Raw genomic sequence first — 21053 nt, 5'->3', positions numbered from 1 at the left:
ATCGCGGACGACGCTGCGCACCTGTCGGTGACCCGGAACGCGGCCGTCCAACTCCCGGCGGAACTCACCGCTCTCCTCACCAACCTCGTACGCCGGCCCGACGGCCTGGCCGCCGAAGAACCCGTGGTCGCCTTGAAGGCCCTCGCTCGTCAGCCGCTACGACCCGCAGGAACGACTCTGGTCGGACCACATGCCCTTCTTGTTCCAGCGCCGGCGCGGAACAACCCACGAGGTTCTTGCATCACGCACCATCGCGGGCACCAGGACGCGATGAACATCCGTTCACCCGCGGACCTGCACCTCACCGTTCGCGGCGGCGTTCACCGCCCCATGCCGCACACCCCGACGAAAGGCGACTCATGAGCCTCACCCCTGCCGAGACCGCGGCCCGGATCGGGGCATTCATCCGACGCGAAGCCGCTGTCGCTGAAGACGACCCGGGGCCCACCCGGGAGGCGAACCTCTTCGGCACCGGCTGTCTCGACTCCCTCACGGTCGTGGCCCTCACGGTCCACATCGAGGACGTCTTCGGCGTCCCGATCTCCGACTGCGACCTGTTCGACCCCCCGTTCGCCACCATCAACGGCATGGCCGAACTGATCGCTCGGCAGCCGCGCCCCGAACAGCGCCACAGCCAGTAGGCCTCACCTGTCACACGAGTATCAGCACCGGCGATTCGGCCATCTCACTCGGACGTCAAGTCCGCGCATCCCAAGGGTGGATGCACTGTGCACCAGCAGCTTCCCGAGCACTGGCGCGGAACCCGATTCGGCTCAAAGACACGCGTTCGACCATGCGCCAGTGGTCGTTGATCCGAGCAACAGCACCCACCCCCAACGCCCTCAGAGAACCAGGTGATCCCCGCCGGGCATACAGCAGATCCTGCCCGTCGGCGCAGGCTGTCGCACCAACAGCAGGCACTCCGCTTCCACGTTGAGAGGCACCCACATGACGCCCAGTCGCTCCCAGATCCGCGGCCTCGTCAACGACTATCTGGAACGCCACCCGGTCGAGAACGGTCACCTGCAGCCCCTGGTGAGCGCCCTCGAAGAACCCGCGGACCCAACGAGCCGCTCAACACTGCCCGGACACATTACGTGCAGCGCCATCGTGATCGACCACGACCAGCGCGTGCTCCACATCCACCACCGAGCCAGCGGCCTGACCATCCCGCCCGGCGGTCACATCGATCCAGACGATCGCACGCCCCTCGCAACAGCGCTGCGTGAGGTTCACGAAGAGGCAGGGATCGCAGCCGGCGACCTCTGCCTCACCACGCAGCTCCTCGACGGCCCCGTCGACATCGACATCCACAACATCGCCGCCCGGCCATCCACAGGAGAGCCGGAACACCAGCATTTCGACATCCGCTTCGCCTTCTACCTCGCGCACGCCGTGCCGCCCCAGCCGGCTCTGCAGGATGCGGAGGTGTCCGGCGCCCGGTGGCTGGCCCTCTCGGAGGTCACCTCGCCGACGCTGCGCGCGAAGCTCCTCCAGGCGCAGTTGGACGGGCAGCCGGAGCCGGTGAACGCTTCCGCGCTGATCCACGACGGGGCCGGGCGGTACCTGCTGCATCTGCGCGACCACAAGCCCGGCCTCATCTGGGAACCGGGGGCGTTCGCCCTTCTCGGCGGTGGCCGCACCCACGACGACCAGAACCTCGAGAACACCCTGCTGCGTGAGCTGTCCGAGGAGGTCCCCGACCTCCGTCTGGAGGACCTGGCGCCGTACGCCGTGGAGGAGGCCACCAGCATCGACGGGCTCCGCGTCCCGATCCAGGTGTTCACCGGCAGCTGGCGCGGCAACCCCGACCGGCTCCGGCTGCACGAGGGCGTGCTGCTGCGCTGGTTCACCCCTGACGAGTTGGACCGGCTGCGTCTGAGCCCCGCGACCCGAGCCCTCATCCTCCGGCACGCGGCCGAGAACCTGCCGGACGGCGAGCCGGTCGCGGCTCCTCCCGCGGGGGACGGGGGCAGCCGGACCGTGCTGGTCGGTGTCGGCGTCCACCTCCACCTCCAGGACGACGAGGGCCGGGTGCTGCTCGGCCTGCGACACCCCGAGTCCCGCTACGCGGGCAACACGTGGCACTACCTGGCCGGACGGTGCGAGCAGGAGTCCGCCATCGCGTGTCTGGTCCGAGAGGCGTGGGAGGAGGCGGGGCTGCTCATCGACCCCGCGAACGTGGAACTCGCACACGTCGTACACATCGTGGACAGCCCTGGCGAACAGCCCTTGATGCAGCTCGTATTCCGGGCCCGCCGCTGGAAGGGCACCCCCGAGGTCCGCGAGCCCGATAAGTGTCTGACCTGGCGGTGGTGGCCGCCCCACGAGCTCCCGGACCGACTGGTCCCCTACGCCCGGACGGCCATCACCGCGATCACCGAAGGCCGGCCCTACTCCCAGCTGGGCTGGTGAACGGCGTGAGCACACCGCGCCTGGAGGAAGCGGAGGAGGTGCTCGGTGACACCCTGCGCTGACACACCCTCCGTCTCCGGCACCTCGCTGTGGCGGCACCGGGATTTCCGCCGGTACCTGACCGGCCAGGCCGCGAGCGTGGCCGGCAGCTCGATCACGCAGATGGCGCTGCCGGTGCTGGCCGTGCTCCACCTGGACGCCACGACCGCCCAGGTCGCCTGGCTGGCTTTCCTCGGCCAGCTCCCGCCCGCGCTGCTCGCCCTGCATGCCGGCGCGCTCGCCGACCGGCACTCCAAGCGCCGGCAGATGATCACCGGCGATCTGGTCAGCGCGGCGGCGCTCGCCACCGTGCCGGTCTCGACCGCGCTGGGCACCCTGACCCTGGCCCAGCTCATGATCGTCGCCGTGGTGCAGGGCGCGGCGAGCGTGCTCCACGACGCGGCGGCCATCAGTCTGCTGCCCAGCCTCGTGGAGCGGTCCTTGATCCAGCGGGGCAACAGCCGCGTGGGCGCCCTCTTCGCGGTCGCGGCGACCGCCGGAAGCCACCTCGGCGCCGCGCTGACCGCGCTGCTCGGCCCCGCCCGGGCGCTGCTCGGCGACGTCGCCTCCTGTCTGATCAGCACCGTATGCACCGCCCGCATCCAGACCGCCGAACCCGCCCGCTCCCGCCCGGGGACGCGCCGGCTGCGCGCCGAGATCGGCGAGGGTCTGCGATACGTACGCGGCGATGACCGGCTGTGGACCCTGACCCTGGTCAACGCCACGACCTCGTTCGCCCTCGGGCTGCTCAACACCCTGTGGGCCCTGTACCTGCTGCGGTCCCTGGCGATGAGCGCGACCGCGTTCGGTGTGGTCCTGGGTCTCGGCGCCCTGGGCGCGGCCGCCGGAGCGCTCACCGCCCCGGTCCTCGCCCGCCGGTACGGGCCGGGGCCGATGATGCTGGCCGCGCTCGCGATCACCCCGCTGACCCAGCTGCCGCTGCTGCTCGCCTCCCCCGGCCGTGCCTGGCAGATCACCATCGGGGTGGCGCTGTTCCTCCAGCTCGCCTGCGCCGGTGCCGCGGGCACCACCCAGCGATCCATCCGTCAGATCATCACCACGGCCGGGATGCAAGCACGGATGCAGGCGGTGAGCACCTGGCTGACGTCCGGCGCCCGCCCCGCGGCCGCACTCCTCGCCGGCGGCCTGGGCACGTGGGTCGGTGTCCGGCCCACCCTGACCGCTGGGACCTTCTCGCTGCTCGTCCCCTTCATCGTCCTCGCCCGCTCCCCGCTGCGCGCCCTGCGGCAGATGCCGGACCCGCCCGCCGCTGGACCGTCGCCGCTCACGGTCCGGACGGCATCCGCTCCGGCCGTACCCAGACCAGCGCGCGCGGACGACGCCCACGATCGCTCGCTCGAAGGCGATGCCCCGTGAACCAGGTGCCGAACTCGGCGGCAACTCCTGCTGCCACACCAGCCGATCCCCTGGAGTGCACCGTGCTGACCGACCCCACCGCGCCCCTCCTACCGCCGCAGCCCGCCGCCGACACGTCCGGGGCGGTGGCCGCCCGGGCGGCGATGGTCGCCCGGCTCGAGGAGAGCGGAGAGCTCGGCCCCGGACAAGTGCGTGAGGCCCTGCTCGTGCGCCGCCCCGGCGGTGACGCGTGAGCGGTACCCGGCGGCACACCGAGCCGCTCGACGTCCACCTGATCGCCGTGCGCGACGGCGAGGCGGGACTTGAGGTGCTGCTGTCCCGGCGGGCCGGTGACGTGTACGCGCCGGGCTGCTGGCATCTGATCAGCGGGCACCTGGACGGCCCGTCGGAGGACATGGTCACCGCCCTGGTGCGCGACGCCCGGGAGGAATCCGGGGTCGTGGTGGATCCGGCCGATGTCCGCGCGGCCGTCACCGTGCACCACCGCTCCCCCGCCGGTGGGGCCCGGGTCGGGGTGTTCTTCGAGGTGAGGCGGTGGGACGGCATCCCGGAGGTCATGGAACCCCTGGTATGCGACGCCATGGGCTGGTTCTCCTTCGACGCCCTGCCGGAGCCGATGGTGGCGTACTGCCGGGCCGGGCTCGACGCCCACCGGGCCGGCGCACGGATGGCCTTGCACTTCCAGGAGCCCGGCGACCCGATCGCCTACGACCCGTCCGCCGACCGGCTGGTCCAGGTCCCCGAACCCGGCCGCGGCGCGGTCCCGGAGCAGGCGGTGCGCGCGTTCGCCGAGCAGGCGGTCGGCCGGATCACCGCGTGGACGGACGTGTCATGGGCGCGGGAGGAGAGCCGTGTGTGGAGGGCGGACGGCGCCGAGGGAGGCGAGTGGTACGTCAAGATCCACCAGAGCGACCGCTTCCACCAGCGTGAAGCGGCCGCCCTCCGCGGTTGGGTTCCCGCTCTTGGCGCGGCCGCGCCCCGGCTGGTGGCCGCCGATGCCACGCTGCGGGCCGTGGTGCTCACCGCGGTGGGCGGCCGAACCCTGCACGGCGCCGTCCACAAGCCCGAGCAGCAGCGCCGGATCTTCCACCGCATCGGGCAACTCGCGGCGGCCATCCACCACAGCGCCCCGCCCCGGCCGGCCGGCGGCACCCTGCCGGTGGGGAAGCTGGAGCGCCACCTCGCCGGGGCCCTGTCCCACCTCGGGCCCGGCGACGAGAAGTTCATCCGGGCCACCGTCGAGGAGGCCGCCGGCCTGGCCCCCTTGGCGACCGTACCCACGCACGGTGACTTCCAGCTCCGAAATCTGCGCTGGGACGAGACCGCCGATGCCCTCTACGTGATCGATTTCGAACGGTCGGAAGAGGGCCCGGCGATCAGGGACTTCGTACGGCTCTGCGACGCGTGGCACGGCCGGCCCGACCTCCTCCACGCCGTGATGGAGGGCTACGGCCGCCCCTTCACTCCGAGGAAGCGGCCCAGCTCACGATCCTGTCCGTCCTCGATGCCGTCTCCGGCATCTCCTACGGCGCCGCCCGCGGTGATCCCGAGCTGGTGGAGCGCGGCCTGCGCACCCTGGCCCGGCTGCGCACCGCGCAGCGCCCCTGCCCCCCATCCCCCCGACACGAGGAGCAGCACGTTGACGTACACCGCCCGCGACGAGTGGCAGCAGCACTACGGCGAGGGGAAGGGGTGGCGGCGGCTCGGTGAGCGCGAGCGGGAACTCCTTGCCGAGCACACCCCCGTTCCCGAGGGCGGGGGCCGGGCCCTGGACGTGGGCTGCGGGACCGGGGAGCTGGCCGCCCACCTGGCCGGCCTCGGCTACAGCGTGGACGCCGTCGACTTCGCGGAGAGCGCGATCGCGCGGGCCCGCGAGGAGCACGCCGACATTGAGGGTGTGCGCTGGCTGCAGCTGGACATCGAGCGGGACGACCCGGCGCCGCTGCACGAGGAGAGGTACGACCTGATCACGCTGCGGCTGGTGTACCCCTTCGTACGGGACCGCGGCCGGATCGTTCACGGGCTGGGCGAGCGGCTGCGCGACGGCGGCGCGCTCGTCGTCATCACCCCGGTCGTGGAGAACACGCCGGAGGAGCGGCGCGGCATCGCCCTCGACGAGGAGGAGATCGTCCTGCTCGGTGCGGGCTGGGCAACGGTGGAGCGGCTGGACGCGGACGGCCTGGCCTTCCTGGTCCTGCGCGGCCCCTGCCACGCCGACACCCGGGCCGTCGAGAAGCGGCCGACCACCGGCCACGCCCTGACCGGCGCCCTTGCCGTCGTCACCGACGACGCCGGCCGGGTCCTGCTCGGCCGCTCCCGGCGCGGCATGCTGGAGCTGCCGGGCGGGAAGACCACCGGCCCGGAAGACTTCGCCGCCGCCGCGGTCCGCGAACTCGCCGAGGAGACCGGGCTGACCGCCGATCCGGCCGACGCGCACGTGGTGACGATGCTGGTCGACGACAGCCACGGGGTCCCGCGGCTCACGGCCGTCGTCCGCATCACCGCCTGGACGGGCACCTTGGCCAACCCGGAACCGAAGTTGTTCGACCGCTGGGAGTTCTTCGACCTCCACGCCCTCGCCTGCGTCGGGGACGTGTTCGCCCCGGCCGCGCTCGCGCTCGATGCGGTGTGGCCCGGCGTCATTCCCAGCCTGCAGCCCGTCACCTCCTACCCGATCGCCGCCGACCAGCCGCCCGTGCCGGGGGAACCGGCCGAGGCCGGCCGGCTGCGCGCGGCGATGGCCCAGACCGTCATCGACGGCGGCTGGGCCCCCTCCGCACCGGTCCAGGAGGCACTGCGGACCGTACCCCGGCACCGCTTCGCACCGGAGGTGAACCTCGCGGCCGCGTACGACGGCGGCGACCGGGCCGTCATCACCCGCTACGACGAGGCCGGGACGGCGATCAGCTCGGTGTCCGCGGCCTGGCTCCAGGCCGACATGATCGAGCACCTGGGCTTGGGCCCTGGCGCGGTCGTGTTCGAGGCGGGATCAGGCGGCTACAACGCCGAGCTGATCGCCCACACCTCCGGACCCGGCGGGCGCGTGATCACCGTGGACATCGACCCGTGGGTCGTACGCCGCACCCGCCGGTTCCTCACAGAGGCCGGCAGCCGACGCGTCACCGCCGTCGAAGCCGACGCCGCCCTCGGCGCACCCGCCCACCTCGTGCCGCGCGGCGGCTTCGACGCCAGCATGATCACCTACAACTGCTGGGACATCGCCCCGGCCTGGCGCGAGCAGCTGGCCGAGGGCGGCCGCCTGGTCCTGCCGCTGGAGATGGGCGGCTACACCCGGGCGGTCACCTTCGAACGGCGCGGACAGGTGCTGCACGCTCGCAATTTCACATACTGCGGCTTCGTCCGGGACCAAGGGCAGCAGGCCCGCACCATCCCGGTCGTCTCCCTCCTCGGCGGCGGGCTGACACTGCGCTTCGAGCACGGCACGGCCGCCGAGACGGCGGGCCTGGAAGAGGCGCTGCGCGGGCCGCGGCACGAGGTCGCCACCGGCATCACGATGGGGGCGGCGAACTCCTGCTTCGGTTCCCTGCAGCTGTACGCGGCCACCATCCTGCCGGGCTTCTGCCGCCTGGCCGCCCACCACGACCCGGACGAGGGCGTGACCGGCATCGCCAAGGACCGCGATGCACCCGCGATCGTCGGCGACGCCTCGCTCGCCTATCTGATCCACGTCCAGACCAAAGACGGTGACCGCCCGCAGGACAAGGAGTGGGAATGGGTCGTCCAAGCCTTCGGTGAGGAGGGACCCGCGCTCGCCGAGCGGCTGGTGTCCACGGTCCGGGCCTGGGACCGCCGTGTGCGCGCCGACGACAACGACCGGCACGCCGATCCCGTCCTGACCGTCCACCCGGCCGGAACGCCCGACGACCTGCTGCCCGCCGGCGATGTCCTGGACAAGGAGCGCTGCCGCCTGGTGTTCCGATGGCCGGGGCGCGACGTGCTGCTGCCCCGGCCCGCTGAGCGCCCCGGGGCCGACATCGTGACGGAGGGGGTGTGACGGTGGAACGGCCGGTACTGGAAGCGGTGTTCGTCGCTCCGACGGAGCACGACGACAGACAACGGATGCGGCGCGCGCACGCGGCCGCCGCGCGGCAGTTCCAGGTGTCGGCCTCGGGTCCGGAGGTGTGGGGGTGGCAGGGCCGCCCCTGGGACGCCGGGCCGGGGGCAGTTGGCTGCGGGTCGTCTCCACCGCGGCGGACAAGGCAGGCGGACGGCTGTGGGAGGGCACGGCGGCCGCGGACACGCACGTGCCCCGCTCGGTACCGCGGCCGCGGCTTCGCGGTGTCCTCGACCGGACCACAGCGGACGTCGCCTATCGGACGGAGCTCACCGAATACGTGTCCGTCCCGCCGGTCACCAGCGGCACACCCGCTCTCGCGCAGGACATTGCGCTACCCGATGCCTGGTGGTCCGAGCTGAAGTCCGCGCTCGGCACGCTCGCGACGGTGCCCACCGACCGCGAATCCGTACGGCAGAACTGGGTCGACCGGAACTTCCGCCGGTTCCTCGGCATCGACCCGGTCCGGATCGATGAGACGACGACCGGGCACGCCGATCTGCACTGGGCGAACCTCACCGGTGCGCCCCTGGTCCTGCTGGACTGGGAGAACTGGGGCCGGCTCCCCGTCGGCTACGACCTGGGCCTGCTTCACGCGTACTCGCTTGCCGCACAGGCGACCGCCGCCCGGATCCGCCGCGAGTTCGCCCACGTCCTGGACACGGACGCCGGCCGGACCGGCGAACTCGTCGCGCTCGCCCAGCTCCTCCAGGCCTGCTCCCGCGGCGTCCACCCCGCCCTCGCCCCGCTCATCGCCTGCCGAGCCGAAGAACTCACCCACACCCCCGTCCCCATCCCCTGACCGCCCCCTCGAGACCCGGAGGCACCCCTGTGACACGACTGAGCGCACCCTCACTCCTCGGCGTCTTCGCCCATCCTGATGACGAATCCCTCCTCGCCGGCGGCGTGCTCGCCCAGCACGCCGCCGCGGGCGCCCGCACCGCTGTCGTCACCGCCACTTGGGCGGCCGACACCCACCGCATCCCCGAACTCGCCGACGCCCTGCACGTCTTGGGCGCCGGCGCCCCTCGGCTGCTCGGGTACGCCGATGCCCGTATCCCCGCCTCGGCACCCGGCGGCGTACGCCTCGTTGACGCTCCTCTGGACGAGGCCGTCGGCCGCCTGGTCGCACACATCCGTGAGGTCCGGCCGGACATCGTGGTCGGCCACGACGCCCTGGGTCAGCTCACCGGCCACCCGGACCACCGGCGGGCCCACCAGATCACCCTCCTCGCCGTCGAGGCCGCGGGCCTGCCGCACCTGTATCCCGATGCGGGCGAGCCCTGGCAGCCTGCGGCCCTGTACGCGGCCACGCACTCGGAATCCGGCGTGGACCTGCTCGGCCCGCTCCTTCAGAGCGCGGAGAAGACAGTTCTCGCGGTGCCGGACGCGTATGTGACCACGACCGTCGACGTCTCACCGTGGGCCGCGCTGAAGTGGGAGGCGATCTGCGCCCACCAGAGCGAGGTCGCCCGCGAGCGACCCCTGCCCGGCTTGCTCGCCCGCCTGCCCGAAGCCGAACGCAACGAGATCATCCGCACCGAGTCCTTCACCCGGCTCTCCCCCGGCCCCACGCCGGGCGACCCGCGCCGGCTCATCGCCTGACCGTCTTGCCGCCCGCACCGTGCCCGCCTGATCGGGAACATCTCACGTTCGGAGACCGAGATGACCGCCACGCCGTCCCCTGATGCACCGCCGAGCACACTCATGACCGATGAGGAGTACGGGGCCCTGCGCGCCTCGGCCGCCTTGTGGGCGGGAACGTCCGTGCTGATCACCGACCAGCGCGGCCGGGTCCTGATCCAGCGTGTCGACTACCGCACGACCTGCCTCCTGCCAGGGGGCGCCGTCGACAAGAGCGAGTCCCCTGCCCAGGGCGCCGCGCGAGAACTGCGCGAGGAACTCGGCGTCACCATGACCGTCGACCGCGGGCTCGCCGTGGACCGGGTCAGCGCCGACGGCAGCAACGCGCCCGCCGACATGCGCTTCCCCGGCGAGATCCTGCACGTCTACGACGGTGGTACGTGGGACGACGAGCAGATCGCCTCCATCCGGCTGCCCGAAGGCGAAGTCGAGTCCATCGAGTTCGTCGAACCCGCCCTCCTGCCCGACCTCATGTCCCCCGGCGACGCCCGCCGGGCCCTGTCCGCTCTGCGCGCCCGCATCAACGCTGCCGGCCCCGTCCTGCTGGAGAACGGCCTCCCGATCGCCCCCACCGTCCTGGACCGGGCCGGCGCCCTTCGCACCGCCCGCGCCCGCCACCACCTCCCCTTCCATGCCGGACCGGCCCCGGAGCAGCTTTCGGTGGTCCAGGCCTGGGGTTGGCTCCTCGCCTCGGACGGCCGCGTCCTGCTGCTCCTGGAACCGGACACCGGCGCCGCCCTCCTGCCCGGCGGCACCCCCGAACCCCAGGATCGCGACAACCCACTCGCCACGCTGCGCCGGGAGACACACGAGGAAGCCGAGGCCGAGTTCGGCGACCCGCAGTTCCTCGGACACCTCTGCGACCCCGACAAGCCGTACGCCCGCCTCCGCTACGCCGCACCCCTCACCCGTCTTGGCCCGCCACCCGTCGATCCGGCCACCGGCCGCACTCACATCCGGGTCCTGGCCACACCCGAGCAGGCCCTGGAGTTCTTCGACTGGGGACCCCCAGCAGCCAACCAGCTCGCCGCCGTCCACCGGGCCCGAGCGCAGCTCGGGATCCCCCGCGCCGCGCGGCAACCCCTCACCGAACTGCCGGACGCCACCGACCCCACCATCTTCTAGCCCTCCCATGGCCCGTTTCGAAGCGAGGACTCGCATGAGCAACACGTCACCAAACCTCGGCACGCCACCCGTGCCCGCTCGGCCGCTGCCGGCCACAAGAGCCGCATCGGATGCTCCAGCGCCGGTTCGAACGGGGCACTGCCAGTGCGGCCGGATCTCCTACCAGGTCACCGGCGTCCCGGATGATCCGCATTTGTGTTCATGTGTCCATGAGACGCGGATCTCCGGCGGGCCTGCGGTGCTGTGGATGGGCTTCCCCCTGGACTCCCTGACCTGGACCGGGCCCGGGGGCGAGCCGAAGTGGTACGCGACCTACCCGACCCTCCGGCGCGGCTTCTGTCCCGACTGCGGAACACACCTGGTGTCCGTCGCCGACGGCTCCAGCACCGTCATGGTGACCGGCTTCAGCCTCACCGACCAGAGCGGCATCGAACCCCTCGGCCACTCCTACCGCGAGAACGCCGTGCCCTGGATGAACATCACCCTCGGGCGCGCGGTCCGATCGTCCTGATGTCCGACCCGCACGTGGCGGCCATCCCCGTCGCCGACTGCGGCGAGCCGTTCATCAACGTGCGCGGAACCCTGCTTGTCGACGATCGCAGAGCCGACACGGCCGGCTCGTACGCCCATCTGCGCCGCGGCGTCCTCGACCGGCTCGTCCACGCCCAGTCGCTCCTGCCCGACGGGGTGCGCCTGCTCTACATCGAGGGTTACCGCCCACCCGACCTGCAGCGGCGCTACTTCGAGGAGTACGCGGACGATCTCCGTGCGGCCAACCCGGCCTGGCCTGACGACCAGGTCCACCGGGCCGCCGGCCGGTACGTGTCCCCGCCGGCGATCTTAGGCCGGGGTGGTGCTGGCACCACCCCGGATACGGGCAGTGGGGTGATCGTCTGGTGGGCCGGTTTCTCGGAGGATCGGGGTGTACCGAATCGCTCCGACCGGGGGACCACTCACATGCACCTCTTCAAGAAGCCCGCGCGGTGGGCCACGGCCGCCGCGTGCGGGCTGCTCGCTTTCGCCGCCCTGCCCGCGTCGCCGGCGAGCGCCGCCGGGGCGAAGGGCGGCGCGCCGACCGTACCCGCGCGGTACGCGCAGCAGCGCCTCGACTGGCAGCCGTGCCAGTCCGGCGCGCTGGAGTGCGCCTCCATGACGGTGCCGCGCGACTGGTACCACCCGGGCACGGGGGCGGACCTGACCGTCGCGGTGTCCCGGCACCGGGCCGCGGACCCCGCCGCGCGGCGGGGCGTGCTGATGATGGCGGCGGGCGGGCCGGGCGCCTCGGGGCTGGGCCGGCCGGCGGGGCTGGCGGCGTACTCGCCCAAGGTGGCGGCCGCGTACGACGTCGTCGGCTTCGACCAGCGCGGGGTCGGGGCCAGCACACAGGTGGTCTGCTCCGACCAGGACGCGGTGGACGCCCTGTTCACCAGCGGCGACCTGCGCGACCGCTCTCGCCGGGCCGTGGACGCCACCGTGGACCGGGCGCGGAACTTCGTACAGGACTGCGAGCGGCGGTCGGGCGATCTGCTCCCGTACATCACCACCGACCAGGCCGTGCACGACATGGACCTGTTCCGGGCGCTGCTCGGCGAGTCGAAGGTGTCCTACTACGGACCCTCGTACGCCACCTTCCTCGGCGCCTACTACGCAACCGAGTTCCCGCACCGGGTCGACCGGGTGGTGCTCGACAGCAACATAGGCTTCACGGGCAGTTGGCAGAAGTTCCTGACGGGCCAGCCGATGAGCTTCCAGCGCCGGTTCGAACAGGACTTCCTGCCCTGGCTCGCCGCGAACGACGCGACGTACCACCGGGGCCGGACCACCGAGGAGGCCAAGGCCTCGTACGAGCGGCTGCGGCGCGCGCTGGGCGAGCACCCGCTGGACTTGGAGGGGACGACGGTCACCCCCAACCACCTCGACGCCGCCGCCACCTCCATCATCTACAGCGGCGACCGCTTCCCCGATCTGGCGATGCTGCTCGGTGTCCTGGAGCACCCGGAGGCGGCTCCGCCGGCCGCCCGCAAGGCCCTGGCCGAGAAGCTGAAGCACCCGCTGGGGGCGCAGTTCGCGGCAGACTTCTTCTCCGTCATCTGCCAGGACACCCCGTGGAACCACGACAGCGCCTTCTGGGTCCGCCGCAGCGCGGCCGACGGCGCCGCGTACCCGATGGCCGGGGCCCGGGAGCTGACCTTCGCCTCGGTCTGCGCCGCCTGGCCGCACTCGCAGGCGCCCCGGGTGCAGGTCACCGGGCGGGGGCTGCCGCCGATCATGATGCTCAACTCGCTCCACGACCCGGCCACTTACTACGAGGGCGCGCTGCGGGCGCACCAGGGGACGGCCGGATCCCGGCTGATCACCGTCGGCGGCGGCGACCACGGTGTCTACCAGTCGCACAACCCCTGTGTGGACGCGTACGTCGAGGGCTTCCTCGTCGACGGCCGGATGCCGGCCGAGGATGCCTCGTGCGAGGGCAAGCCGCTGCCCGACCCGACCGCCAGCCGGTAGGTCGTCTCCTTCGGACCCTGCCGGTCAAGCCCGCGTCGCCCGGGTGAGCGACCCCTTCGACGTGTCCAGCCCCGCCGTGCGCATATCCACCGTGGGAGGGGCATCCCGGGTTCTGTCGCACCGGGCGCAGAGCGGTCAGGGCGGTCGGTAGTTCGCGGCCGGTATTGTTCGCGCCTCGCCCCCGTCGGTGTTTTCCTGCTCCTTGTCCTGACGGCCGAGGAACCTGGCCGGGCCCCGGTGGGCGCGGGCCGGCAGGTCGGCGGAAGGGGCGCCGTAGCCCGTAGCCGCGTCCGGTCGGGGTCCGCCGGGGGTGCTCCGGGCTGTTGGTGGGTGTGCTCATCAGGGGCCTCCGTGCTGCCTGTGGAATCCCCACATCCCTGAAGCCAGGGATCCGGGCGGAGGGCCCTCGACAGTCTTGCGGGAGTTTGCGGACCTCACCCGTGTGCTGCGGCGGCTCGCCGGATCGGGGTGTGGGGGCCGGCGCCGTGGACGGCGTGGGCGGCGAGGTCGGCGAGGTCGGCGAAGGCACGCTCGTAGGTGGCGATCTCGCCGGGCGCGGTGATGGTGACCCGGGCGGACAGCAGCTCGATGCCGACCTAAGGGCTGTCCCGTAATCCCCGGCGGGCGCGCGACGCCAGCTACGGCACCTCGCCGCGTTGTCGGGATCGCCCAAATACGCCCAGTATGAGGACGACCCTCCGCCTTGCGATGCACCGCATCTGACGCCGCGCGCTGACCCACCGCGGATTACGGGACAGCCCTTAGACGTCGTCGTAGACGGTGAAGGACTCCATCGACCACAGCGGCCTCGGCGCGCGGGTGGCGATGACGCCGAGGCAGACCTGCGGCAGCCCGGCGAGCTCGATGAGGTACTCCAGCTGGGTGGTAGTGGCGTCGGGGCCGGCGATGTGGGAGTGCAGCTGGCACTCCTCGATGAGGAACGCGAACCGGCGACCGCGCTTGCGCAGGACCCTGGGACGCTTCACCCGGGCCGCCGCGGCGGCCTCGACGTCGTCGGCAGCGCCTGGCTTATGACCGTGCATTTCTGGGACGGAGCCGGAACGCGAGATATCGGCTGAAGGCCTCGTGGCTGTCGGGGGTGAAGCGCCACTTCAGCAGGGCCGACCGCAGCTCCGGCTCGGTCAGCCAGCCATACCAGGCGATCTCATCAGGATCGGCGGTCACGGCGTCCGGCACCACGGCTTCATGCACGCCGAGCCAATGAGGGCTCAAACCGCTGCGGTTGAGGAACGTGAACAGCAAGCGCGGCCGCACACGAACGCCAAGCTCTTCGGTCAGCTCCCGCGCGGCGGCCTGCTCATAAGACTCACCGACACCAACGGCCCCACCGACTACGACCTCATGGAGCTCGGGAAAGCGCGACAACCGCTCCGACCGTCGGGTAACGATGATCCGCCCACCTGCATCACGACACACCGTCACGGCGACTCGGTGCAGCCAACCTTCCCGAACTGCCTGCCGACGGCTGACCACGCCCAGGACACGATCCTGATCATCGACACGCTCCACCAGTTCGTCCACGATGGACACCCTGGCATGGCCCACTGACAGCACCACTCCTCAGAATCCGGTCTGCTTTCAAACACTCACTCTGGACTGTTCGACTTCCCTCACGGGAAGTCCGAGGGTCAGGGAGTGCTTTTCCGGCGGGAGGGCGTCCAGCGCTGCGCGAGCGTGGGCGTGGGCGGTGCCGGCGGCGGTTTCGCCGGGGCGGGCGAGCACAAGGCCGCGGTGCATCTCCAGGTGGGTGGCGAACCGGGACAGGGTCGCGGGCAGCGCGACGGCGCATGGGGTGGGCTGTGCCTGACTCGATGGCCGTTCCGACGGGGTGTTCAGCCGATCGGCTTCGACGTGCACGCAGTGCGCGGGGGAAGTGCCGGTGGGGCTCGCGCCGCACCCTGCTTCGTGCTCAGATGGTGCGGCGATTGCCCTGGTCGTCGCAGGGCAGTTCGGCGGCACGGTCGACACCACCGAGACCACGACCTACAAGAGCACCGTCAAGGCCCACGACATGATGGGGTTCGGCGCGACCGTCGCCATGCGCCGCATCGTCGGCGCCCTCGTCACGAACAAGGGCAGCAGCATCCTCAAATCGCGCGGGCCCGGGAGGCCATCGACACCGGCCTGGATGCCGACGGCGCCGGAAATTTCGCCTACCTCGAGGGCGCGTTCGAGCGGCACCGGGGCGGCTACAACGGGCGGGCCCCGACGCGGTCCTGGGCGAGATGCGTGAGGACATGGCGCTCCTCGCCACCGTGCTGCGCCGGCCCCACCCCGCGCGGGACCGCACCGACCTGGCGCGCGCGGCCGCCCGGATCTCCGGCCTGGTGCGATCGTCCAGCACGACCGCGGCGACCAGGCCGACGCGCACCGCTGGTTCGCTACCGCAGCGAGTGCCGCCCGCGAGTCCGGGGACCGGCGGATGACGGCCTGGGTGCTCGGCCGTCACGCCATGATCGGCCTGAACTACGGACCCCGAGCCAGGCCGCCCGCATCGCCGCGCAGGCCCGCCGGGAGGCCGGCGCCCCGCCCGTCGGGGGCGGCCGCACGGGCGGCCGCCGTCAACGCCCGCGCCCTGGCCGCCATCGGCGACTCCCCGGCGCCGCCGCGCGGTGGACGACACCCGCACGCTGGCCGAGCAGTTGGACGGCCCCGAGTCGGCCGACACCTGGTTCGGCTACCCGGCCCGGAAGCACGCGGTGCACCTCTCCCGGGCGTACACGCTGCTCGGCGACACCCGCGCCGCGTACCGGGCGCAGGACGAGGCCCTGACCCTGACGTCCTCGCCGTCGGTGATGACCCGCGCGCCGGTCGCCATGGACACCGCCGCATGCCTGCGGGTCGACGGCGATCCGGGCGCGGCAGCCACGATGGCCGCCGCCATCTACGACCGGCTGCCGCCCGCCTACCGGAGCGGTTTGGTGCACTCCCGCGCCCAGCGACTCCACCGTCACCTGAGCGGTGCCCCGCGCCGACTGCTCGGCGACGCTCTCGCCTGACTGGCAGATCGCCTTGTGCGGTTCGGACCCGTACGTACCGGAGCCGAGAACGCCGTCATCGCCATGCGTGCGACGAGAAACGGGCGTGCCCCGCGGGATTGGCTGGGACGCGCTCGCCCGGCTGATGCGCACCCCGGCATGGTCCCGCCAAGCCTCCGGCACGCTGTACGGGAGGCCGCCGGCGACTGCTCCGTCAACCTGCGGTTGATCGTCCACGCAGGACGACATGGCGGCCTTCGGCGGCGAGGTGGCGGGCGGCCGTCTCGCCGATGCCACCGGACGCGCCGGTCACCAGGACGATCTTGCGGTGGGTGGACGGGGTGGTGTTCTGGCTGGTAAGCCTCCCCGCGACGACGACGCCTCAACCCGGCAAACGTGGGGCCTCGATCGGTCACGTCCAGCTGCGCGGACTCGGCGCCGACTCTTGACTGCGTGCGATCCGCGCATCGCACGCAGGGGTTCACTGTTTCACTCTATGGAGTCTTTTGTGCCCAAATCCTCCGTGGGAGCTTCTAACTTTCGGCTCAGGAGTTCCATGGAAAGGGCAAGACAATGGCTTCGTGTACGACAGCACTGCGCACCGCGCTGGCGGCAGCTGTTCTGGTCGGCGGCGCACTCCTGGGCACCGCGGCTCCGGCCAGTGCCGCGCTGTGCCCCTCCTCGGCCTCGCCGAAGACCGACGGAGCGGAAGCACACTGGGAGCTGCGATGTGTGAAGGAAGGCCACTCCCGGTGGCTGCTCATCGACGGCTGGGTCGAGGACACCAGGGGGACACCAAGTGTGCCTACGTCACGATCAAGCCCCACAAGGGCGGCACCATCAGGGAAAAGGCGTGCGGACGGGGCACACGCAAGAATTTTCACCTTGACCTGCTCGACGAGCGTGGGGCGGAGCTGCGACTGAGTATCGCCTGAGCCTGCAGGTACATGCCCTGTCGCCGCGCCCGCGCAGCAGCACCCACCGGGCGAATCGGCCGCTCTCCGCGTGAGGACACCTGAACATGCGGCGGCGCCGGCATCCCGGCGCCGCAGTGTGGGGTGGCAGGGCAGAGGCCGGAACCCGGATGGATGCCGCCGACCGGGGCAGTGACCGGCGACGTGTGACGGCTGCCGGACCTGCCCGCGGTCGACAGCGCCACGGGGCCGGGAGCGGCCCGTCCAAAGGCGGCTCCCCGCAGCCGCCATTGCACCCCTGTCCGCGTGGGACCTGCCGTTGACGCGCGGGTACAGGTGTGAGCCGCACCCGCACCTGGCCCGCTCGAAGGTGAGGTTCGCGTTCGGGCAGCCGGCCGCGTACGACAGCAGCGCCTCGCGCTCGGCCTGGTCCACCGCCAGACCCCACCCGTGCTCGGTCGCCGCCCACTCGCCGATGTACCGGCAGTGCACGGCCGGGGCCGGCATCCACGTCGCCGGCTCCTGATCGGACCTCTGACGGTTCGAGCGGGCCGTGACGCCGACGAGGGCGACATCCGAGCCCAGGTCGTTCGCGTACCGGCGGCGACGCTCCGCCGTCCAGCCGTAGCCTCCAGCCGGCGGGGAGCCTCATTCGAACCGTGCGGTATTCCCTGTGGGCCGGCATGGAGTGCCTACGTTGGGCCTGCTGTGCCCGGTGGATCGCCTCTTCTCGCGCAGGTGTTGCCCCCGCAAGGTTGGTCCGCGACTCCGAAGGCCACCCGTGGGTCACTGGCGGGCCATGTGCATGCGCATCTCGCTCTCGGCGTCGACGATGAGGTCGCCGGACAGGTCGACGGTGACGCTGTGGAGGGTGCCGGTGAAGGGGAACGGTGCCTGGTAGTCCGGGGTGACGGCAGATCCGGGGTTGGCGCCGCAGGCCATGCCGCCCGGATTGAACGTGATCGGGGTGGTGACCGGCATATCGGTCTCGCCGACGAGGCGGCCGTCGATGTAGAGCTGGGCGCGGCCAGGTGTGCCCTTGCCGTGGGCCATGTCGGGGGCGCCGGTGGGCTCGAACTCGAAGCGCAGAGCGTGCCGCCCCTCGGGCACGGTTTCGCCGGAGGCGACGTGGTGCAGGGCTCGTTGGACGTAGTTGTGGGCGTAGTGGAGGTGGCCGTCCTTGACGTAGAGGGACCACCCGCCGGCGTTGGTGCCCTGGCAGAGCAGGACGCCCTGCGCGCCGCCGGGCGGGATCTCGACGTCGGCGGTGACGCTGTGCGGGCGGTTGAGGACCCGGGGGGCGACTGCGGCGGGCACGGCCTAGGTGCCGGAACGGAAGGTGTAGCTGGTGCGGTTCTCGGTGATCTGCGGGCGCTCGGTCATGATGCGCTGCAGGACGCTGCCGTCGATCGGCATCACGTTGTACTTGCCGGCCTCCACGTACCACAGCGCGATCATCTCGATGAGTTTGCCGCGGTGCTCCTGGGCGAGGTTCCGGGTTTCGGCGATGTCCTCGTCGACGTGGTAGAGCTCCCAGTGGTGGGCGTCGAGGTCGTCGAGGTCCGCCATCGTGATCGGGGTGCCGAACGGCCGCTCGGCCTCGGCGAAGGAGGGGCCGGGCCAGGGACAGACCGCCCGCCATCCGTCGTGGTCGATCGCCCGGTGCCCGAGCATCTCGTAGTACTGGGTGCGGTGGCGGCTCGCCGCGGCGGCGTCATCGAACGTGTGCGCGAAGCTGACCCCGTGCAGGGGCGACTGGGTGACACCCCGGATGGTCGTGGGCGCCTCGATACCGAGCACGTCCAGGACGGTGGGCACCATGTCGATGATGTGCGCGAACTGGTCGCGGATCTCACCGCGGGCCTTGATGCCGGCGGGCCAGTGGACGAGGAACGGGTCGCTGACGCCACCGCGGTAGGTCTCCCGCTTCCACCTCCGGAACGGCGTGTTGCCCGCCCAGGTCCATCCCCACGGGTAGTGGTTGAACGTGGTGGGGCCGCCGAGCTCGTCGATCTGCGTGATGCTCTCCTCCAGCGTCTCGGGCGCGTTGTTGAAGAACTGCACCTCGTTGGTGGTTCCGGTCGCCCCGCCCTCGGCGCTCGCCCCGTTGTCGGAGACCACCATGATCAGCGTGTTGTCGAACTCGCCGGTCTCCTTCAGGAAGTCCACCAGCCGCCCGATGTGGTGGTCGGTGTGGGAGAGGAACCCGGCGTAGACCTCCATCATCCGCGCGGCCAGTCTCCTTGCCTCCGGGGACAGCGACTCCCACGTGGGCACGTCCGGATCGCGCGGGGACAGGCGGGCGTCGGCGGGCACCACGCCGAGCTGCTTCTGCCGGGCGAAGGTCTGCTTGCGGTAGGCGTCCCAGCCGTCGTCGAACCGTCCCCGGTAGCGGTTCGCCCACTCCTTGGGCACATGGTGCGGGGCATGCGTCGCACCGGGGCACAGGTTCAGGAAGAACGGCTTGTCCGGGGCGACCTGCTTGGCGTCGGCGATGAACGACATCGCCCGCTCGACCAGGTCCTCCGTCAGGTGGTAGCCCTCCTGCGGCGTGGCCGGCGGCTCGACCTGGTGGTTGTCGTAGACCAGGTCCGGATACCACTGGCTCGTGTCGCCGCCGAGGAACCCGTAGAACCGTTCGAAGCCCCGCCCCAGCGGCCACCGGTCGTACGGGCCGGCCGCCGACTCCTGCTCCGAGGGCATCAGGTGCCACTTGCCGACCATGTACGTGTTGTAGCCGTGCTGCAGCAGCATCTCGGAGAGGAACCCGTTCTCGAACGGGATCTGCCCGTTGTAGCCCGGGTAGCCGGTGGCCAGTTCCGTGATCGCCGCCATGCCGTTGGCGTGGTGGTTACGGCCCGTGATGATGCAGGAGCGCGACGGCGAGCACAGTGCAGTGGTGTGCATGTTGCTGTACAGCAGCCCGCCCGCGGCCAGCACGTCCAGATTCGGCGTCTCGATCGGACTCCCATAGCAGCCGAACTGTCCGAACCCGGTGTCGTCGAACACGATGAACAACACGTTCGGCGCACCCGCCACCGCCCGCACCGGCTGGGGCCACGCCGGACTCGACTCATCGGTCGTCCGCCCGATCACCCCCGGGAACCGCTGCCCCGGCCTGTACTCACTCCACGACGACTGCGCCATCTGTCTCCGTCCCACCAGCGGCGCGAGCACCGGTGATGTGTGTGCTGCTGTGCGGCCTGCCGCCACCACAGAGCCCTGCCTTGAGGCGGGATCCGCACCGGACGGCCCGGGCAGGAGGCCGAGGCCGGGGCCACGGTCCTGGGCTACTCCACGCTAGGACGCCGCCACCACCACGGCGAGCGGGCTGCGCCGTCTGGCCCTCCATGCGAGAAGGCGCTACGGGGCGGGTAGGCGACGGGCCACCTCGACCAACGTGCTGACCGGGTCCTCCCCCGAACGGCTGGTGCATGTTGCCGCCCAAGCAGGTCTGTTCCACAGGCAATGCCTGCCTGACCTGCGACAAATTCGTCACCGACGCCAGCCACCGTGCCGAACTCGAGCACCGGCTTGCCCAGACCGAGGCGCTGATCACCTGCCGACAGGCACAGTTCGTCGCTCACCACGGCGAGCCCATGGGCGAAGACAATGTCTGGCTGGCCGGCCGTCTGACAGAGACTCGTGCCCTGAGGATGGTCGACCACATGAGCCCGTTACCGAAGCATCTACAACAGGCCACCCGCTCACGCACCGAGAACGCCGAGAGGCGCGCCCGCGCCGCCGTCGCACAACTGGCCAAGGTTGGGCAGCCCATCAGCTTTGCCGCCGTCGCCCGCCAAGCGGGGGTAAGTACCGACTTCCTCTACAAGCGCCCGGATCTTCGCACCCTGATCGAACGACACCGTTCGAAACTTACCCAAGCGCCGGCTGCGAGCCCCCTTGCCGGCTGACTCCTCAAGGACATCTGCGGCCGTGCGGGCGTTGAGCGCACGGCGC

At 71.6% G+C, this 21053-nt stretch carries 19 protein-coding genes and 1 pseudogene; 15 read left to right on the top strand and 5 right to left on the bottom strand.

What is annotated here, in order from left to right:
* The first annotated feature begins 359 nt into the window (after window positions 1-359).
* The 11 genes and pseudogenes from JYK04_RS40525 (at window position 360) to JYK04_RS40475 (ending at window position 13180) form a co-directional block, all read left to right on the top strand.
* On the top strand, window positions 360-641 hold the full coding sequence (locus JYK04_RS40525) for an acyl carrier protein (protein ID WP_189746403.1): 282 nt from the start codon (window positions 360-362) through the stop codon (window positions 639-641).
* A 307-nt stretch (window positions 642-948) separates the two neighbouring features.
* Window positions 949-2415, top strand: a complete 1467-nt coding sequence (locus JYK04_RS40520; protein WP_189746401.1) for an NUDIX hydrolase — start codon at window positions 949-951, stop codon at window positions 2413-2415.
* A 45-nt stretch (window positions 2416-2460) separates the two neighbouring features.
* Entirely contained in the window at window positions 2461-3831 is a 1371-nt protein-coding gene (locus JYK04_RS40515) for an MFS transporter (protein ID WP_189746399.1), read from the top strand.
* Window positions 3828-4064 (top strand): hypothetical protein, encoded by a 237-nt coding sequence (locus JYK04_RS40510; RefSeq protein WP_189746381.1) that lies wholly within the window; start codon window positions 3828-3830, stop codon window positions 4062-4064. Before JYK04_RS40515 ends, JYK04_RS40510 begins: the two co-directional genes overlap by 4 nt.
* A pseudogene (locus JYK04_RS40505) lies at window positions 4061-5242 on the top strand (phosphotransferase); the annotation flags it as partial. The gene JYK04_RS40510 and the pseudogene JYK04_RS40505, both read left to right, overlap by 4 nt.
* A 228-nt stretch (window positions 5243-5470) precedes the next feature.
* Window positions 5471-7846: a methyltransferase, FxLD system gene (gene fxlM / locus JYK04_RS40500; protein WP_189746379.1), complete on the top strand. Its 2376-nt coding sequence runs from the start codon at window positions 5471-5473 to the stop codon at window positions 7844-7846.
* Window positions 7847-7979: 133 nt separating this feature from the next.
* Window positions 7980-8708, top strand: a complete 729-nt coding sequence (locus tag JYK04_RS40495) for a hypothetical protein (RefSeq protein WP_229876810.1) — start codon at window positions 7980-7982, stop codon at window positions 8706-8708.
* A 29-nt stretch (window positions 8709-8737) separates the two neighbouring features.
* Entirely contained in the window at window positions 8738-9511 is a 774-nt protein-coding gene (locus JYK04_RS40490) for a PIG-L deacetylase family protein (RefSeq protein ID WP_189746376.1), read from the top strand.
* A 102-nt stretch (window positions 9512-9613) separates the two neighbouring features.
* Window positions 9614-10675 carry an NUDIX hydrolase gene (locus tag JYK04_RS42060; protein ID WP_268254175.1) on the top strand — a complete coding sequence of 354 codons (1062 nt, stop codon included), beginning with the start codon at window positions 9614-9616 and terminating at the stop codon, window positions 10673-10675.
* Window positions 10676-10682: 7 nt separating this feature from the next.
* Window positions 10683-11186: a GFA family protein gene (locus JYK04_RS42530; protein ID WP_308431133.1), complete on the top strand. Its 504-nt coding sequence runs from the start codon at window positions 10683-10685 to the stop codon at window positions 11184-11186.
* The gene (locus JYK04_RS40475) at window positions 11186-13180 is read left to right on the top strand and encodes an alpha/beta fold hydrolase (RefSeq protein WP_229876809.1); all 1995 of its coding nucleotides are present in this window, start codon (window positions 11186-11188) and stop codon (window positions 13178-13180) included. The genes JYK04_RS42530 and JYK04_RS40475 overlap by 1 nt, the downstream gene beginning before the upstream one ends.
* Window positions 13181-13941: 761 nt before the next feature.
* On the opposite strand, the gene JYK04_RS40470 is transcribed toward JYK04_RS40475, so the two are convergent.
* Both JYK04_RS40470 and JYK04_RS40465 read right to left on the bottom strand, forming a co-directional pair.
* Window positions 13942-14223, bottom strand: a complete 282-nt coding sequence (locus tag JYK04_RS40470) for a Scr1 family TA system antitoxin-like transcriptional regulator (protein WP_189746370.1) — start codon at window positions 14221-14223, stop codon at window positions 13942-13944.
* The gene (locus tag JYK04_RS40465) at window positions 14210-14731 is read right to left on the bottom strand and encodes an NUDIX domain-containing protein (protein WP_229876808.1); all 522 of its coding nucleotides are present in this window, start codon (window positions 14729-14731) and stop codon (window positions 14210-14212) included. The genes JYK04_RS40470 and JYK04_RS40465 overlap by 14 nt, the downstream gene beginning before the upstream one ends.
* A 349-nt stretch (window positions 14732-15080) precedes the next feature.
* Here JYK04_RS40465 and JYK04_RS40460 point away from each other — a divergent pair, with 349 nt between their 5' ends.
* From JYK04_RS40460 to JYK04_RS40450, 3 genes are all read left to right on the top strand, one after another.
* On the top strand, window positions 15081-15434 hold the full coding sequence (locus JYK04_RS40460) for a hypothetical protein (protein WP_202185981.1): 354 nt from the start codon (window positions 15081-15083) through the stop codon (window positions 15432-15434).
* A complete protein-coding gene (locus JYK04_RS40455) occupies window positions 15427-15627 on the top strand; it encodes a hypothetical protein (protein ID WP_189746366.1) in 201 nt (66 codons plus the stop codon). Before JYK04_RS40460 ends, JYK04_RS40455 begins: the two co-directional genes overlap by 8 nt.
* Before the next feature lie 186 nt (window positions 15628-15813).
* The gene (locus tag JYK04_RS40450) at window positions 15814-16200 is read left to right on the top strand and encodes a hypothetical protein (RefSeq protein WP_189746364.1); all 387 of its coding nucleotides are present in this window, start codon (window positions 15814-15816) and stop codon (window positions 16198-16200) included.
* 193 nt (window positions 16201-16393) lie between these two features.
* Here JYK04_RS40450 and JYK04_RS40445 read toward each other — a convergent pair whose 3' ends face one another.
* The 3 genes from JYK04_RS40445 to JYK04_RS40435 form a co-directional block, all read right to left on the bottom strand.
* Window positions 16394-16492, bottom strand: a complete 99-nt coding sequence (locus tag JYK04_RS40445; protein ID WP_229876807.1) for a hypothetical protein — start codon at window positions 16490-16492, stop codon at window positions 16394-16396.
* A gap of 1387 nt (window positions 16493-17879) precedes the next feature.
* Window positions 17880-18410, bottom strand: coding sequence for a LamG domain-containing protein (locus JYK04_RS40440; RefSeq protein ID WP_202185980.1), 531 nt, complete (start codon window positions 18408-18410; stop codon window positions 17880-17882).
* Window positions 18411-18413: 3 nt separating this feature from the next.
* Window positions 18414-20114 carry an arylsulfatase gene (locus tag JYK04_RS40435; protein ID WP_202185979.1) on the bottom strand — a complete coding sequence of 567 codons (1701 nt, stop codon included), beginning with the start codon at window positions 20112-20114 and terminating at the stop codon, window positions 18414-18416.
* Between the two features lie 413 nt (window positions 20115-20527).
* Between JYK04_RS40435 and JYK04_RS40430 the strand changes: the two genes are divergently transcribed.
* On the top strand, window positions 20528-21007 hold the full coding sequence (locus JYK04_RS40430) for a DUF6262 family protein (protein ID WP_189746362.1): 480 nt from the start codon (window positions 20528-20530) through the stop codon (window positions 21005-21007).
* The last annotated feature ends 46 nt before the right edge of the window (window positions 21008-21053 follow it).

It is taken from the genome of Streptomyces nojiriensis (genome assembly GCF_017639205.1).
GTDB classification, from domain to species: domain Bacteria; phylum Actinomycetota; class Actinomycetes; order Streptomycetales; family Streptomycetaceae; genus Streptomyces; species Streptomyces nojiriensis.
This window is presented reverse-complemented; position numbering and strand designations above follow the sequence as displayed.

Bases quoted from the DNA above. Each gene is read 5' to 3' on its own strand.
- JYK04_RS40430 (WP_189746362.1), top strand. From the start codon at position 20,528: ATGTTGCCGCCCAAGCAGGTCTGTTCCACAGGCAATGCCTGCCTGACC.
- JYK04_RS42060 (WP_268254175.1), top strand. From the start codon at position 9,614: ATGACCGATGAGGAGTACGGGGCCCTGCGCGCCTCGGCCGCCTTGTGG.
- JYK04_RS42530 (WP_308431133.1), top strand. From the start codon at position 10,683: ATGGCCCGTTTCGAAGCGAGGACTCGCATGAGCAACACGTCACCAAAC.
- JYK04_RS40520 (WP_189746401.1), top strand. From the start codon at position 949: ATGACGCCCAGTCGCTCCCAGATCCGCGGCCTCGTCAACGACTATCTG.
- JYK04_RS40470 (WP_189746370.1), bottom strand. From the start codon at position 14,223: ATGCACGGTCATAAGCCAGGCGCTGCCGACGACGTCGAGGCCGCCGCG.
- JYK04_RS40455 (WP_189746366.1), top strand. From the start codon at position 15,427: ATGCGTGAGGACATGGCGCTCCTCGCCACCGTGCTGCGCCGGCCCCAC.
- JYK04_RS40525 (WP_189746403.1), top strand. From the start codon at position 360: ATGAGCCTCACCCCTGCCGAGACCGCGGCCCGGATCGGGGCATTCATC.
- JYK04_RS40475 (WP_229876809.1), top strand. From the start codon at position 11,186: ATGTCCGACCCGCACGTGGCGGCCATCCCCGTCGCCGACTGCGGCGAG.